General features: G+C 39.0%; 19 protein-coding genes. 6 read left to right on the top strand and 13 right to left on the bottom strand.

What is annotated here, in order from left to right; translation table 11 throughout:
• Positions 1-182 precede the first annotated feature (182 nt).
• The 5 genes from C5745_RS17070 to C5745_RS20300 all read right to left on the bottom strand — a co-directional run bounded on the left by C5745_RS17070 (position 183) and on the right by C5745_RS20300 (position 3,123).
• Complete coding sequence (locus tag C5745_RS17070; RefSeq protein WP_105718226.1) at positions 183-1,142, bottom strand: FecR family protein; 960 nt, start codon at positions 1,140-1,142, stop codon at positions 183-185.
• A gap of 69 nt (positions 1,143-1,211) precedes the next feature.
• Positions 1,212-1,820: an RNA polymerase sigma factor gene (locus C5745_RS17075; protein ID WP_105718227.1), complete on the bottom strand. Its 609-nt coding sequence runs from the start codon at positions 1,818-1,820 to the stop codon at positions 1,212-1,214.
• A gap of 253 nt (positions 1,821-2,073) precedes the next feature.
• On the bottom strand, positions 2,074-2,244 hold the full coding sequence (locus tag C5745_RS20295; RefSeq protein ID WP_165793119.1) for a hypothetical protein: 171 nt from the start codon (positions 2,242-2,244) through the stop codon (positions 2,074-2,076).
• 324 nt (positions 2,245-2,568) lie between these two features.
• A complete protein-coding gene (locus C5745_RS17085; RefSeq protein ID WP_105718229.1) occupies positions 2,569-2,883 on the bottom strand; it encodes a hypothetical protein in 315 nt (104 codons plus the stop codon).
• A 93-nt stretch (positions 2,884-2,976) separates the two neighbouring features.
• On the bottom strand, positions 2,977-3,123 hold the full coding sequence (locus C5745_RS20300) for a hypothetical protein (RefSeq protein ID WP_165793122.1): 147 nt from the start codon (positions 3,121-3,123) through the stop codon (positions 2,977-2,979).
• A 144-nt stretch (positions 3,124-3,267) separates the two neighbouring features.
• Here C5745_RS20300 and C5745_RS17090 point away from each other — a divergent pair, with 144 nt between their 5' ends.
• Both C5745_RS17090 and C5745_RS17095 read left to right on the top strand, forming a co-directional pair.
• Positions 3,268-3,924: a hypothetical protein gene (locus tag C5745_RS17090; RefSeq protein ID WP_105718230.1), complete on the top strand. Its 657-nt coding sequence runs from the start codon at positions 3,268-3,270 to the stop codon at positions 3,922-3,924.
• A gap of 331 nt (positions 3,925-4,255) precedes the next feature.
• Positions 4,256-4,897: an alpha/beta hydrolase gene (locus C5745_RS17095; protein ID WP_105718231.1), complete on the top strand. Its 642-nt coding sequence runs from the start codon at positions 4,256-4,258 to the stop codon at positions 4,895-4,897.
• Between the two features lie 216 nt (positions 4,898-5,113).
• On the opposite strand, the gene C5745_RS17105 is transcribed toward C5745_RS17095, so the two are convergent.
• Positions 5,114-5,833, bottom strand: a complete 720-nt coding sequence (locus C5745_RS17105; protein WP_105718233.1) for an ATP-binding protein — start codon at positions 5,831-5,833, stop codon at positions 5,114-5,116.
• Between the two features lie 105 nt (positions 5,834-5,938).
• Between C5745_RS17105 and C5745_RS20120 the strand changes: the two genes are divergently transcribed.
• Positions 5,939-6,133, top strand: a complete 195-nt coding sequence (locus C5745_RS20120; RefSeq protein ID WP_133166375.1) for a hypothetical protein — start codon at positions 5,939-5,941, stop codon at positions 6,131-6,133.
• A gap of 97 nt (positions 6,134-6,230) precedes the next feature.
• Here C5745_RS20120 and C5745_RS17110 read toward each other — a convergent pair whose 3' ends face one another.
• The 4 genes from C5745_RS17110 to C5745_RS17125 all read right to left on the bottom strand — a co-directional run bounded on the left by C5745_RS17110 (position 6,231) and on the right by C5745_RS17125 (position 9,377).
• A complete protein-coding gene (locus tag C5745_RS17110) occupies positions 6,231-6,647 on the bottom strand; it encodes a hypothetical protein (protein ID WP_105718234.1) in 417 nt (138 codons plus the stop codon).
• A gap of 148 nt (positions 6,648-6,795) precedes the next feature.
• Positions 6,796-7,437, bottom strand: coding sequence for a hypothetical protein (locus tag C5745_RS17115; RefSeq protein WP_133166376.1), 642 nt, complete (start codon positions 7,435-7,437; stop codon positions 6,796-6,798).
• A 303-nt stretch (positions 7,438-7,740) separates the two neighbouring features.
• Positions 7,741-8,976 (bottom strand): TlpA family protein disulfide reductase, encoded by a 1,236-nt coding sequence (locus tag C5745_RS17120; RefSeq protein ID WP_105718236.1) that lies wholly within the window; start codon positions 8,974-8,976, stop codon positions 7,741-7,743.
• Positions 8,973-9,377 (bottom strand): nucleotide pyrophosphohydrolase, encoded by a 405-nt coding sequence (locus C5745_RS17125; protein ID WP_243403381.1) that lies wholly within the window; start codon positions 9,375-9,377, stop codon positions 8,973-8,975. Before C5745_RS17125 ends, C5745_RS17120 begins: the two co-directional genes overlap by 4 nt.
• A 143-nt stretch (positions 9,378-9,520) precedes the next feature.
• Here C5745_RS17125 and C5745_RS17130 point away from each other — a divergent pair, with 143 nt between their 5' ends.
• Positions 9,521-10,039 carry a hypothetical protein gene (locus C5745_RS17130; protein ID WP_105718238.1) on the top strand — a complete coding sequence of 173 codons (519 nt, stop codon included), beginning with the start codon at positions 9,521-9,523 and terminating at the stop codon, positions 10,037-10,039.
• A gap of 127 nt (positions 10,040-10,166) precedes the next feature.
• Here the strand turns inward: C5745_RS17130 and C5745_RS20305 are convergent, their stop codons facing one another.
• On the bottom strand, positions 10,167-10,337 hold the full coding sequence (locus C5745_RS20305; RefSeq protein ID WP_165793123.1) for a hypothetical protein: 171 nt from the start codon (positions 10,335-10,337) through the stop codon (positions 10,167-10,169).
• Positions 10,338-10,400: 63 nt separating this feature from the next.
• On the opposite strand from C5745_RS20305, the gene C5745_RS20310 reads away from it, so the two are divergent.
• Together C5745_RS20310 and C5745_RS17140 are read left to right on the top strand one after the other, a co-directional pair.
• Positions 10,401-10,544, top strand: a complete 144-nt coding sequence (locus C5745_RS20310; RefSeq protein ID WP_165793124.1) for a hypothetical protein — start codon at positions 10,401-10,403, stop codon at positions 10,542-10,544.
• 1,223 nt (positions 10,545-11,767) lie between these two features.
• A complete protein-coding gene (locus C5745_RS17140) occupies positions 11,768-12,466 on the top strand; it encodes an ATP-binding cassette domain-containing protein (RefSeq protein WP_105718240.1) in 699 nt (232 codons plus the stop codon).
• A 544-nt stretch (positions 12,467-13,010) separates the two neighbouring features.
• On the opposite strand, the gene C5745_RS17150 is transcribed toward C5745_RS17140, so the two are convergent.
• Positions 13,011-13,223, bottom strand: coding sequence for a hypothetical protein (locus C5745_RS17150; protein WP_133166377.1), 213 nt, complete (start codon positions 13,221-13,223; stop codon positions 13,011-13,013).
• 138 nt (positions 13,224-13,361) lie between these two features.
• Complete coding sequence (locus C5745_RS17155; protein ID WP_105718263.1) at positions 13,362-14,396, bottom strand: Fic family protein; 1,035 nt, start codon at positions 14,394-14,396, stop codon at positions 13,362-13,364.
• Between the last annotated feature and the right edge of the window lie 315 nt (positions 14,397-14,711).

Genomic DNA, 14,711 nt, shown 5'->3' on the forward strand with positions numbered 1-14,711 from the left:
TCGCTTAATTCTTAAATATTCAATTAAACTGTTCGCTTTTTTACTATTTTTGGAGACAGGGTTTTTAAATAATACATGTTTAGATCCTTCGTTGGTCATGGCAGCAGAATAGGATTCGAAGCTTCCTGCTGTCACACCGATTCGGCAGGTACTGCACTGTGCAGTCCTGCTTTTTTCTAAAATCAATAGATAATAATCTTATTATTGCCTCCCTCTTTATATTGTTTTCCTATTAATGTGCATATGTGTTCCAATGCCTGTTTTACGGAACGGTCTTTACGAACGGTCAGGTTATAGGTTGCCCCCCAAACTTCCGGGTCTCTGGTCGTCAACGTGATACCGTAGACGTTCATAAATACCTGTGAGAGTTCCGCGAAAGTCGCGCGGTTAAGTACATAGTAGCCTTCTGTCCACGATCTCAAGTTTCCGGCAACAATATCGCGGCCTACCTGCTTTGTTGCTTTGTTATAGGTAAGCAATTCTCCGGCTCGAAGTTCAGCAATGTTCCTGTCGGGATCGCTGACTCCGACAAGACCTTCGGCAACGCCCACCCTTATATAGTCAAGCTTTTCGTATGCCTTAACGTTAAACGAGGTTCCTAGTACCTTGACATGCAATCCAGATGCGTCTACAATAAATGGTTTGGCGGTATGTCGCCTGACGGCAAAGAATGCTTCTCCGGAGAGTTTGACATTGCGTTCTTCACCATTAAAGTCTTTTGGCAATGATAATACCGAATTTGCGTTTAAAAATACTTCGGTGCTGTCGGGAAGTAGCACCTTTTTCATTTGACCAGGACCGGTAACTATGTCTGTTGTTATTCGACTTGCGACATCGGTTCCGAATAATTCTACGCCTAAGCGATGAAGCATGAATGCAATGGAGCATATCATAAGTATTGCAGCGGCAGCTCTTATCAGGAAAATACGGCTTTTTCGGCGGCTTATTTCATTCGGACGTAAAGCACGAGCAATGACGCGGTCTTCATAATCGGATCGTGCGGCAGTATCGGAAAGCCACGTGACGTCATTACGATCGTTGTCGAATGAATCATACCAGCGTTCAATTATGTAACGCTCGGCGGGAGTTGCTTCGTCTTGCCTATACCTGGATATGAGCCGTTTTAAAAATGATATCTTCACGAGTTGTTAATTTACCCTAAGGACGTGTGGGCGTTACCGAAAGTATATTTCGGAACAATTAACAAACGGTTAGTTTTTTGTTAAGAGATAGGTGAGAACAATAAGTAGTGTTCTATTGATATCTGGATACTTGTTCGCAATGGACGATCGTAACCGTCGGGCGAGTTCGGAACTATAACTTTTTACGGTCTGCTCGGCAAGTCCCATCGCCGCCGCGATTTCCTTCAGCGAGTAGTCCTCTCCGCGAAGGATAAAGATTCGCTGCATGTTTTCCGGAAGCTCAGCAACTGCTTCGGAAAGCATACGGTTTAGATCTTTGGCAGCCATAATGTCTACTATAGAATCCTGCATCTCGTCGAATCTTTCCAACAAGCGATCAACTGCCCTTCGACGCAATGTTTCCCTTCGGATATGGTCGAAAATGCGGTTTCGGAGCGATACATTTAGATAGGAAGACAAAGAGTTTTCTACATATAGGCTTTCTCGCTTTTCCCAGATATTTATCAGTAGGTCCTGCACAATATCTTCGGCATCTTCGCGGTTACCGAGGCGGTTGAACGCCAGTCCGACAAGTCGATAGCCGTGATCTCGAACGAGTTGTTCATACGCGCTGACATCGCCTGAGCGCAATGCTTCGGCTAGGGTCCTATCGGTGGCGTATCGAATAACAACTGTCATAAGAAAAAAAAGCGTTCGGTCTTTACAAAGGTAAGTAACTTACCGCTCGCGTACTTTTGTGACAGTGTTAATTGTTTATTAATTTTGAGGAGCTCGATGCTGCCTTCGTTCGCAGATAAATATTTCAAAGCCTGCAGGCTGAGACTGAGCGAAGAAAGGTGCTGAGAAGGTAATTTTGGGTAAAAGCCTTTCACTTGTTGGATAGAAATAATCGAAAAGAACTTCTAATCTAAAGCCACTCTAACGGATGGCTTTATTCGTACGGATCTAATCCGGCCCTTTCGACGGTGTACTCCACGCCGTCCTCTTTGGTTAAAAGTTTAGCCATACGATGGGCTTCGTATTCACTTGTAAATACCATCGGATCGCAGTTTTCTGCTCTGACGATGAAACAGACTTTTGTCGCGGTTAATATTATGCTCATATCGTAAAAACAAAAAAAATTAAATTATTTCACCGCCTCATAAAACGCTACAAGTCGGAGATAAGCCGGGCACTTCTCGCAGGTCACATCCGCAATTCGCGCATTTGCCTCTGAACTTGTCTCACAGCTGTTGACGTTGCTGTTTTGTTAGTTTCATTTTTATTATAGATTTATTGGATGAAAAAATTTAATTGGAATGGGCGCGACATTGAGTTTGTGGTGTTATCAGCATTCTCCTTGTTCTGTGCCATATTTTGGATAGCAATTAAGCTGGGTTAGTTTAGTTAAAAAGTTGTCCAGCAAATAGGGAGTATCATAGTATAATCACTTCACGAACTGTTGTTTTAACAATTCTCCGGTGTTCGGGTCAATAGTGCATAAAGTACCTCCGATCCAAGCCAGCAACTGATTTTCATTCAATTTAATTTCCAAGTAATACCCAAACATCTCACTATCTGGCAAATCAGCAATCCATACAATATTTCCGTTTGAATCTATTGCTAATAAGTTCTTCAATAACTCCCAAGTAATCATATTTTGATTAACGTCCAATAACAAAATTTTAATTTCTTTAAAAGAAATTGTCGTTATAATATTTCTTCCGTTCCAATTTTTTAGAGCATACTCGCTTAACTTCATTTTAAAAGGGTTGTATTAGCTAACAATCTGATTGTTTCATTTCCTCCGTTCCTCCTTCCACCCCGCCGATGGCAAATTGGCTTCCATTCTTTATCACAGTGGTATACCTGCTTCTTCTCTTTTCCTACTAACTTCAGCGAGTTCTCTTCCTCTCTCTGCTACGGCCTCATGCCGCGGATCCTCTGTTTCTGCTTGCTTTTCTCGAGCTTTGTCTTTCTTCCGAAAAAAATTGAACATCATAATTGTATTTAATTGATTTTCTAAGATAATAAAAAAGACGAGGTAATAAAATTTCGTGCTTATATATAGTTTTTGCTTGTCTTCACAAATGTGTTTATCTTTAGGAAGTTCAGAATACCAATCACCTTTATTTGTGTAAAAAAAATGAGAAAAGATTTACTCCTTGAAATAACCGAAGCCGTTGAAAAAGCGCAGCGTCAGATACGTAAAGCTCACGAAACTTGGAATAGAAATCAGAGATTCTTAGAAGAAAACTACAGCGAAACAGATGAGGAACAAAGCAAAAGTGAGAAAAAGTCGCTTAAAATAATGCAACGGCGTGAAGACCTGACTTACCGGTTCAGAAATAATATCTGCAAAGACTTGGAAAAAATGGATCTGGCTATATCGCCATTGATTGATAATCGTCACATGAAATTCTTTATAACCACCGATGCCCCTGATGATTTCTTATACGATGATAGCCTCAATTTTCTCCACGACATGGCTTCAACACCGGCACTCGCCATCGCCGAAGTAGAGACATATTACAACATAGCCCCACACGATTATTTCCCCCTTTATAGACCTCGTTATTTACTTTTTCATATTAACATTACACATGAAACTTTTTGCATGAGTCTTATGAACCCCGATAGATTAGACATTCGAAACTACAACTCAAAAACGCCATACATTGTTTTAGCAGAGTTCCCATTAGAAAACTATGATCTGGAAAAAGTCCACCGTATTCTTGTTGATTTCGTAAAAAAAGAGATAGAAGAAATAATTCAGATTTGTATACCTGACGTAAAAGACTGATGAGATTTAAATATACTGGAATATAAATATTGCCCGGCGAATGTCTGCACAACACTTTGCAATGTTCCCTCAAAGCTGTTGTCTTTCTCATTGCCGAATAATGCTGTTGCTTCTTTTTTTCCTATTAGCTGTTTCTTAAGTTCAGCAATTATTCTTTGGTTGAAGTGAGCTTCAATTGGTCACTTTTAAAGTTGGACGCAAATGTATTATAGAAGCAAATATACCATTCTTTTATACTAAAAAAATAGCAACAATAACCGTGGAAATAGTTATTGATTTGTGCATCTAAACATTGTTTCATTGAACGGAATATACTAAAATTTAAATCGTCATGAAAAAAGTCTACATTTTTAGTGGCTTAGGTGTCGACAAAAGAGTTTTTCAAAAAATAGATTTTGGAAACTTAGATATCGAATTCGTAGAGTGGATTGAACCTCGAAAGGATGAAAGAATTGAGGAGTATGCGAAAAGGATCTCACAGAAAATCATTGTTGAAAACCCGATTTTAATTGGTCTTTCTTTCGGTGGCATTATTGCCGTCGAAGTTGCAAAAACGCTAGCGATTGAAAAGCTAATTTTAATTGCTTCTGCCAAGACTCGAAACGAAATACCAATGCTGTATAGGATTTTGGGGAAACTAAAGATACATAACGTTATACCCGCATCGTTTCTTAAAAGCGCCAATTGTATTTCTAACTGGTTCTTTGGGGCTCAAATACCGAGCGACAAAATATTATTAAAACAGATCCTAGAGGAAACTGACAATAAATTTCTTTATTGGGCACTTGACAAAGTAGTGACTTGGAGGAATCTGCAAACGCCACAAAATTACGTTCATATACATGGGCTCAATGACAGAATTCTACCGATCAAAAACATAAAAACGGATTACAAAATTCAGGGTGGCGGTCATTTTATGACAGTGAACAAATCAGAAGAAGTAAGTAAATTGCTCAAGAAGAGCATTGATTGAGCTGGAAAATATCCGCTTTTGAAAGCTCTTTTTTTCCATTGTTTGTCTGGAGCAGCAACAGCGGCTGGTCCTGCTGGAGATCGTTGAGACATCGCGGAACCTCTACCATAATTGCCAGCGAGTTGCCCGTAGCCAGATGCAAAAAAGAAGTTCTGTTAATTATTTGACGCAATAAATGCGCAATCATGACGCAATTGACGCAATTAATGACGCAATTCAATTTAAGGTATAATATGCGCCGGCACCCTTAAGTCCACTTGATTGAAACAATTTTCTTTCAATCAAATCTTTTATATCTCGTGTTGCTGTTTCCCTAGAAACATTGGTCAACGTCTGATAGTCACTATTCGTTATTTTTCCCTTTTCTTTCGCAAACAAAACAGCCTTCATCTGCCGGATGTTCAAACCAAGAGATTCAAGATAGTCGGCATTATAAATATCCTTCTTGAATACCACCCAAAAATCGGAACCTTCAACAATATAGCTAGGTTCAGGAAGTCCAGCGGCTACACACAATTCCGTCATTTTACTAATACCACGGCCCCAAGACTCCACATAACCACTACGGAAAAAAGAGTTTGCTATATCCGGATTATATGGCCTAGATGAATGGCTTTTTAATAAATTACTCACCGTCCAGTTTTCCGGAAGATGCCCCTCATTCCAAATCATAAGCTTATCAGGATATACCCGAATCTGAATCGGGGTTGATCCAGAATAGTCTTTATGTGCGATCGCATTTAACAAAGCCTCCCGAACAGCCTCCTTGGGGTATTCATATGTTTCATTACGATGGATCCCATCGTAACTGATCTTACCTACATCATCCTTACCGATGAAAATAGTGCCCCCATTCGCATTTGCAAACCCACATATCCATTTCAGGTATTCGTCTCTCCAGCTCTGTTTGTATTCTATATTTTGAGATTCTGCCATTGTTAATTTGTATGGAGCAAGTTATATAAGTTGGTCTTGTTTCAAAGATAAATAATTTCCCGTATTGTGGCAAATCTGGCTGGAATTAAGAAATATTATCACACTATGGAACAGAAATACGATCTTTACACAATGAGCATGTCGCAAGAAATATGGGAAGAATTTATTAAAAAGTATCCGCAGGCAAATAGTGGTAAACTATCTATCGAGCAGATCAATGTCCTGATGGCAAAATATTTGGAGAAACGTAATGCGTCAGCAAATACGGGCCACCCTCGGGTGGCGCTAGTGCCAGCTTGATCTTTTCAGTACAAACCAATCTGTGGGGTATTCTTCTGACATCGCATTTGGAAACCTTGCTCCTTAATCGTAGTGTATCATAACTGGCTTATCTCCTCTAATCAAAGGCTATTTTTCGTACGAACCATTTATCTGACAATTTTTCCACTACTTCCCCAGCCTTAGGAAACGATTTCGGGTTGCCTGTAGAAGCATCATACTGATAAATAAACTCTACTGAACTTAGAGACTGTCTATGTTGGAAAATAAAATTAAGAGTACCTTCTATTGTGTCTCTATTCACACAATCAATACCCAGATCACGCATTTTTTCGGATAAACTATTTAAACTATCATCAATACAATATACATCTTCGTCTTCTAACTGTGTCAGTAAAACAGCAGCGAGCTGATCCAGATCATTTCGGTTTTGTTCATAATATCGCTCATAGCTATCACAGGATATTGTAGTAAATGATACTAAAACAATAATAAAAAAATTGATTCTTTCCTTGATCATCTTATGTAGCTGCATTTATAATTGTTACTCCCTTAATAATTCATCTTCGTGCATAGTAATACGGAGACCCTGCTCTATCTCACTCGGCAAGCGGATCCAACACGTTCCACCCCGTCTCAACATTATACAACCTCAACCACTCGACTTTTGTATCCAGGAAATATTACAGCTTCTGTTTTGCTATCCACTTTTTAGTAGGTTCCATCCATTCTGTCAGCGGTTTGTAGAGAAATCCGTGACCTAATCCTGTGTTTAATTCGATCTCCTCGAAAGTAGTTGTATAGTTGTCCTTATCTTTCCAATATTGATAACTTTTACCTGCTATGTCGTCAGATGCGTCGAATATCGATAAGACCTGTCCGTGAAACTTCCAATTATTGTTTTGTTCTTGATACGCATTATTGCCTGCTAAAAAAACATAATTGATAAGATGTGTATTGAACGATGAAATATGACTCGCTATTATTGCACCTTTTGAGGCGCCAACAATAGTGATATTTTTAGGTCGAACGCCTATAGCGATTAAACTATCGATTTGTTTTGACACTCTTTTCGCATAACGCTTAGGATCCGCATTGGTGTTTCTTATTTCGCAATATACGACGGCATTGATGGCTTTAAAAGCAGCCAAAATGCTATCTAACTCATACTTTCCAAAAGCTTCACTAATGGCTTCCCTACCTTGGTCTTCGATTATTTTGCCGTGTAAATAGACGATATGCTTCTGCGCTGACAGTTGTGCAGAGGCTTTTTGACCGACCAGGCTAAACATGAGTATCAAAAAGCAAAACTTCAGTTTTTTCATAATATATCCTCTACTTCTTCTTAAGTGGTTGCTAATTATTTTTCGATCTTAATAATGCGCCGTTAAGATACGGTTTATCTGCTTATAGTGAAATACAGTTTCGGATGAAGTTTATCATCGACACTATTGGCCACTACAACGAAAATTCTGTTATTGTAATTAATGGTTGCAAGTCCATCGGATCAAGGGTGTTGGCCATGTCGCTTTATTTTTTTTCAAGCGGCGAGGTAGTTTCTTGATCTCTTATAGTGGCACGAAACGTAGAGGTTTCCTTAAACCAGATCTAGAAAGCGGAAAAAACAGTTATTTTTTTTGGTTCTCAGTATGGGTTAACGCATCACTCAGTTGCCTATATAATGCTTCACCGTCGCTAGGACGCTTCGCTTCGGCGGTAACCAACTGACCTAATCTATCAAAAATGGCATACGTTGGATAAGTGCGGGGGACATTTTCCGTATGGAGCAGGTCTACCCATATGGGCTCTATTGCCTTGTTGTTTTTCCGCAAATGAAAGCCGGTAACTGTATTGAGCCTGATAAACTGTTCCCATTTTTGATGATCTTGATCACTGTCCATAGCGAGATAAAGAAAAACAATGTCTTTTCGATCTCCAAATCTTTCTTTTAGGGCTTGTGTATGCTGCGTGATTTCCGCGACACATGGCCCGCACCATGTCCCCCAAAAATCTAAGTATACCACCTTACCATGAAACGGTTTCAAAAGCGTTCCTATGGAAACTATGTCATTCGTCTTTTCTAAAAAAATAATATCGGGATGATCAGTGTTTGCTAACAATAGCGCGTTGAGTCTATCGAGTTCCTGATTACACACCATTAAAAAAGAACTGTTGGGGAAATGATTTGTTAACTCCTCACGTATCGTCTCTGCGACAAGCAAGTTCTTTTTATCGATACTGGACAACAACTGATTAGCCAAGTATCTTTCATGAGCATAAGGTGGCAAATAGTTTTTTGACAGCAGGAGGGCTAAATAAGTTTCCCCGTAATCTTTGATTAAGCGCTGAAGGGAGTCAATCGATAACCCAGTGGCATCTGCAAATACTTCAGGGCCACTGAACTTCCGCAATTCATGTATTGCTAAATTGTGGAGATATTGGTTGGCCATGGGAATATGTATCAACGACAACTCATCCGGCAAGGGTGTCAACGTCACCGTGGTATCTGCAATAATCTTCCAAGCCTCGTCGTTTCCTATCTTGTAGAAAATGCTGTTAGAGAGATCGAACAATCCATTGGAATAATAATACAAAATAGCTCTCTGGCGGACGGTATCGTCGACTGTATTCATTAATGAATCTCTTTCTTGTAATATGCGGGGTAAAAAAACGTTGATCAACGAATCCTTATTCCATTTATGATACCCATCAACAAATATACGGTTGAGAAGCAACTTTTCATCTTGCCAACTACCTTCTTTAACAACGGGCTCCTGCGTCAAGAGATGAGGCAAAGCTGGATGGTCTTGTCCGTAAATATGAGTAATAAACAGATGTAACGCAATAATCAATATAGCTTTCATAAAATTTTGAATGTAGCGGCGGTTCCTTTCGCTTTATCAACCGGGTATTTCTCGTTGTTGCGTTTTATCTTGTCTTCGATGATCTGCTTGATATCGAGCCCATGCTTGTCGGCCAGCAAAAGGGTGTACATCAGCACATCCGCCAGTTCTTCTTTGAGCTTTTGGGGATCGGCTTCTTCGTTGCCTTTCCAAAGAAAGAGTTCCAGCAGCTCGGAGGCTTCTATACTGAGGGCTACGGAGAGGTCCTTGGAATTGTGGAACTGCTGCCAGTCGCGGGCGTCGCGAAAGTTCCTGATTTGCTGCAAGAGTTGTTCGATATCTGTCATGGTGTGCTTCAAAAACGACTTGATGGCTAAATTTACGAATTTTATACGGAAGACGATAAACGAAAGACAAATCATAAAGAACATTATTTATTTCTTTGGTAAAAGAAATTATTTTATGGACACTTAACAATAGGTTTACGTTGGGAGTTTAACTTCGTCATCCGCGTGATGTTCCAAGCGCCTTCGGTTCTACAGAACAGAGGATAAATATTGTAAACATGAAAGTATATCAAAAACTCCTTTTAGTATTCGTATTCCTATACTTACCTAATCCTACTACAGCACAAACGGACCCAGATAAAATAAAAAAGGTCGAAAATGACTTCAATTTTTTATTATATTTCAAAAGAGAATACGAACGGTATGACGCCGCCTTAAAATACCCCAACATACCTAAGACTAGAAGAGATTCGCTGCAGGTTAAAAAAGATTCATGTTATAATAAGTACGTACAAAAAGCAAAGTCGATTCGCGAAAATGCCGATTTCTATTTACCGGTAATAAATGAAGCGATCAAGAACGGCCGCGTGGAATCTGATCAACCTGAAAGAGTTTTGTACAATCATGTGAATACATTGCTGCCTTTCGACGGTGAACTCAACTCTGTAAGCAGATTAGAGCTCCATAAGCTCGTAAAGCAATACATTATCGAAGCAGATACCCTATTGCCGGCGAAAACCGAAGCCTACCGAAAAGTTGGACACGATGTCGGATCTTATAAACTAATTAGGGAATAAACTGCGTGCAGATCTGCTTGGAAAAGTAGAAAACGAAAGAGGACTTTATATCCATGCTTTATAGCTTCCTTCTTACATTCCCTAAAAAAACGCTGGCTGAAAGTCGTGGGCCATACCGGACATTTGTTTACTGTAGTATCCATATGTCTTCACTTGCTCTGTAAGAAAATCCGTGATGCCGGCCGTATTTGTCTACGTAATAAATATGCGCATCACCCCCTAGCTCATCCGTCGTATAGGGTATTCTAATTTTTCTATAATCGTGCGAAACTTCAATTACCCCCATGTACTTTTCCATCCTGGAAAAATGCTAATATTTCTAGTGATCACAAATAGTATTTTTAAATGTTACATTTGCCGCATGACTGTAGAAGAACTAAAGACCGCCTTACTAGGCAAGCAATTCAGCCAGCCGGTTGTGTTAGCTGATCACATGGTAGTACAAGACATTGACCAGTTTTTACGGATTCGATTTATCGAATGCGATTTGTGGAAAAAGGAATAACGAAATTTCATGAAGCTACGAGGTAGGTTTTGAAAAGCTTTTGTTGTCGGTTATTGTTTTACTATTTTTAGCTGTATAATTAGATGGCACTTATGTACGTCCACATACTAGAAGAGCACCTAGAAAAAGGTGGTTTTTAAAGTGGCACAATTCAAACCGTAATATCCAGTTTCAACTTATTTTCCCTAATTTCGTTAAGGTTGGTGAAGTGTTTGTAATGTTTTGGCAAAATTATGGCAGAAGCGGTTTAACTTTTTTATTGAAATAGAAGCATTTGGAAAGGAATAAAAAAATATTTTCCCGGTTTTTAAAGACAAGGTTATTGCAATCTTTTCGGCTCCTAAAGGAAATTGGAGCCGTAAGAGTTTGTCTGTTGCTTTTAATAAGTTTACACGTACTCATTTTAATTCCCAAAATATTTTTGTTTGCACCTTGGTTCGGAATGGCAGCAAACACCTGTCTTTTGCTATATCTTCATAAAAATCGAGGGGATTTAAAGTTCCTTAAAAATTCGTTTAGGCCTTTTGCAGATTCTTTAATCGGTTTCGAATATATGGTATTGTCGTTGCCTGCTTTCGTCCTTTTTGCCATACATAAGGATTTTCTATGCATGTTAACGACTGCCATTTTGGTGCCAATTATTGTAAAAGTCAACTTTAGGTTTTTTGACAAAAAACGCTTGTTGCAAAATATTAGTATTGTACCTAACGTGGCATTTGAATTAAAATCTGGTATACGGTCAACCATTTTTGCTTCTTCCCTTTGTGTTTTGATAGGAACCGCGTTCGGAGCGAATATCATTATATCTGTAATAGCAATTTTTATATTGACTATTATTTTTGCGACATACAATATAAGTTGCGAATCTAGACTTATGGTAGAGGTCTTTAGACTTTCACCGCATCAATATCTGCTCTATAAAATCTGGAGGCAAACAGTGTTTTCGTTATGTTGCCTCGCTCCGATTAATCTCACTTTCATGTATTTTCATGGAAGCTATTGGTATATACTATTGTTTGTTAATGCCATTAGCCTTATTGTTCAGACTTTAAGCATTTGTTTTAAGTACGCTATGTACATTCCTAATCAAACACTTCGCTTGAACAGGTTTCTTTTATGGGGTGCTATTGGCTGTTTTTTTATAGTTTATTTTGCACCTATTCCAGTTGCGCTATTGGTGATATACTACAATAGAGCAATAAATAACCTAAACGCTTATCTATATGTTAAAAGTTGAAAACTTGATTGCAGGTTATTACAAGAGCACCCCCGTTTTGGAGGGAGTGAATATGGATTTACCAAATGGTCAGGTTCATGGAATAGTGGGTGCGAACGGCTCTGGAAAGACTACCCTGTTACAATGTATTCATGGCACAATAAAAAAGGTGCAAGGAGAAATCTTATATAATGGGATGCCCATTAAAAGAGAAGACGTGTCTTTTTTAGAAACTGATAATTATTTCTATAAAAGGATAACTGGTAAAGAATATTTACAGCTTTTTGGGGCTTTTAACAAGGATTTTGATGTCTTAGGTTGGAATGCCCTTTTCTCGTTGCCATTAGACAAAATGGTTGATGACTATTCTACTGGTATGAAGAAAAAAATAGCTTTTTTAAGCGTCTTATCTTTTAATACGCCAATTGTCATCCTCGACGAGCCTTTTAATGGTATTGATATGGAAACTGTACAACTAATCAAGGTGATTATAAAAAAACTGAGAGCAAGCGGCCTTACGGTGGTTGTTACTTCGCATATTTTGGAGTCATTGTTGAATATCTGCGATACTATTAGTTACGTAAAAGGAAAGAAAATTGAAGCCACCTTTTATCCGCCAGACTTTGCATCAATCGAAAGTCGAGTGTTTGATATAGACTCCAATGGAGGTGGAGTTATTGTAGATAAATTATTAAAATTAAAATAGTAATGTCTTTGAATCAATGTCCTTATTGCGAGTCCTCCGGTACCGCTTCCCAAATAAAAAACGTATATGCCACTTGGCAAATTTATGTTTCGGTGTTTTTATTCCCTATAGGCCTAATTTCTCTGGTTCTTGGTAAAAAGTCGAAAAGATGCTATAACTGTGGCGGAAAATGGTCGACTAACTAATGTATTTTCATTTCCCAACGTTGTGTTATGTGATAGATGAATAAGGTAGGAAGGGAAAGTATTCCTCCAGATCCGGCGTTCAGAATAGCAATAATTTAAAAGGAGATTAAAAGGGAGTTGGAAATGCGGGGGAAAGATGTGACGAAATAAATATTGACAAAACAAACCATATGTCTTCGCTTGCTCTGTAAGAAAATCCGTGATGCCGGCCGTATTTGTCTACGTAATAAATATGCACATCACCTCCTAGCCCATCCATCGTATGCGGTATTCTAATTTTTCTATAATCGTGCGAAACTTCATTATCAGCCGGTAAGAGATACAGTTTCTACCAAAATCGCTTATTATGGAAAAACAAATTAGATATAAGTTTGGCATAAAAACTCCTTTTTTGTCAAACCTATATAATGGGCAGCTTTCTGCCCTATTGTTTGGGCTACTTTGACTCCTATATAGTAATTGGGTTTTCTACCTTCAATCAACTTTTTGGTCTTCAGATGCTTCTCTTCCGATGGTGTCAATGCGCGTTTCTTCTGCACCTTATCCAACATGATGATTTCACACTTCTCCATATCATCGACTTTATCTGGAAATATCAACCACTTACCGAATTTAAGAAGAGGCACCGCAATGTGTTCGTACTGAAAAAGGCAACCTTTCCCGGCAGTAAGGTATTGCGGGTGCCGATACCTTTTAGGACTATTACGGCATCAAAAATAAGTTTTGACGGCAAACCGGAATTGTTCCATAAATATTTCCTTGAAAACACTGATGTTGTTCTGCTCATAAAAGATCAGCATTGCTTTTTTGTATTCGATGGAATCAATCGTCCTAAAGGAAATCGGGCAATACTGATTGGCAATCAGAATGGCATTGCTGACAATTCGCGCTGTTCGTTTGTTTCCATCATTGAATGCCTGAATGTAGGATAACAACACCAGTGCCAACAGGGATTGTTCAAATATGTTCTTCTTGTTGTTGATTAGGTGGCACATATCTTCAAGGGCTTCTCTTATCTGGTGCTCGTTGTCCAAAGGTTTGTAATTTGTACCGGAAATACCTACCCGACGTTGCCTGAGATTGCGTTCAACTGGAAGATCCTTGACCAAAATACTATGAATATCTTCTATTCTTGCTATGGTCAAGGGTACAACATAATCGGGATTATCAATGATGAAGTTCAATGCTTCTTTATGATTTAAGAGCATAGTGGCATCGTCTTTCGGTTTTCCAGCAGCAGTTTCCTTATCCTTCAGCAAACGTTCTGTTTCCAGCAAGGAATAGGTATTGCCCTCGATCTGTGATGATTTCCAGCTCAAATCGATGGCAAGCCTTTCCATTTCCTTATTGTACACATCCTGGCTCATGTGCGCTACGTTTCGTCGAAATTCGTCCTGCAATTGCTGTAAATTGCTTGCTTCATCTACAGTAAAAATATCGGCGTTGGCCAGCACTTCCCTGATCAACTGAAAATTAAATACTTCCTGTATATCGCGTTCGTCAATCTCTTTTTCAAAATAGGCGTCCATATCAATGTATCCTAACAGTTGATTGGCTGGACTTACCCGATAACGGGTTGCACGGCGTTGTCCCTCGGATATGATCTGACCGCTTTCCAATAAGTTAGCAATAACCCGCTTTACGGTTGCATAAGACCCTTTGCCGATACCTTTGTGGATTTCAGGAGATGAACTCGTTGGATTCTCCTGTAGGAATTTAATAATGTCGTTACCTATCTCTGCCATGATGAAGCTCATTATATGCTTTTATAAGCTCAAAGTTACGTATAAATGAGCTTATTTGTTAATTTTTTTGAGCCTATATATCAATAATGAGCTCTTTCTTAAGTATTATAAGCTTAAATAACCCGTTTTGTGAGCTTAAATAGTGCAAGCGGTGAGCCTATAAGCTCATGTTACAAACTTGTGCTGCATCAACCATCTGTCTAGCATGAGATTGTTATGTCGGTTTTTAATCAACAGAGATTAAGACGGGTTCCCTAGCTAATTAGTGCACATGGACCTGGATACGTTTTCGTGTCCTGCGAGCGCCTGAACAAC

This window comes from Sphingobacterium haloxyli (assembly GCF_002980525.1).
Lineage (GTDB): Bacteria > Bacteroidota > Bacteroidia > Sphingobacteriales > Sphingobacteriaceae > Sphingobacterium > Sphingobacterium haloxyli.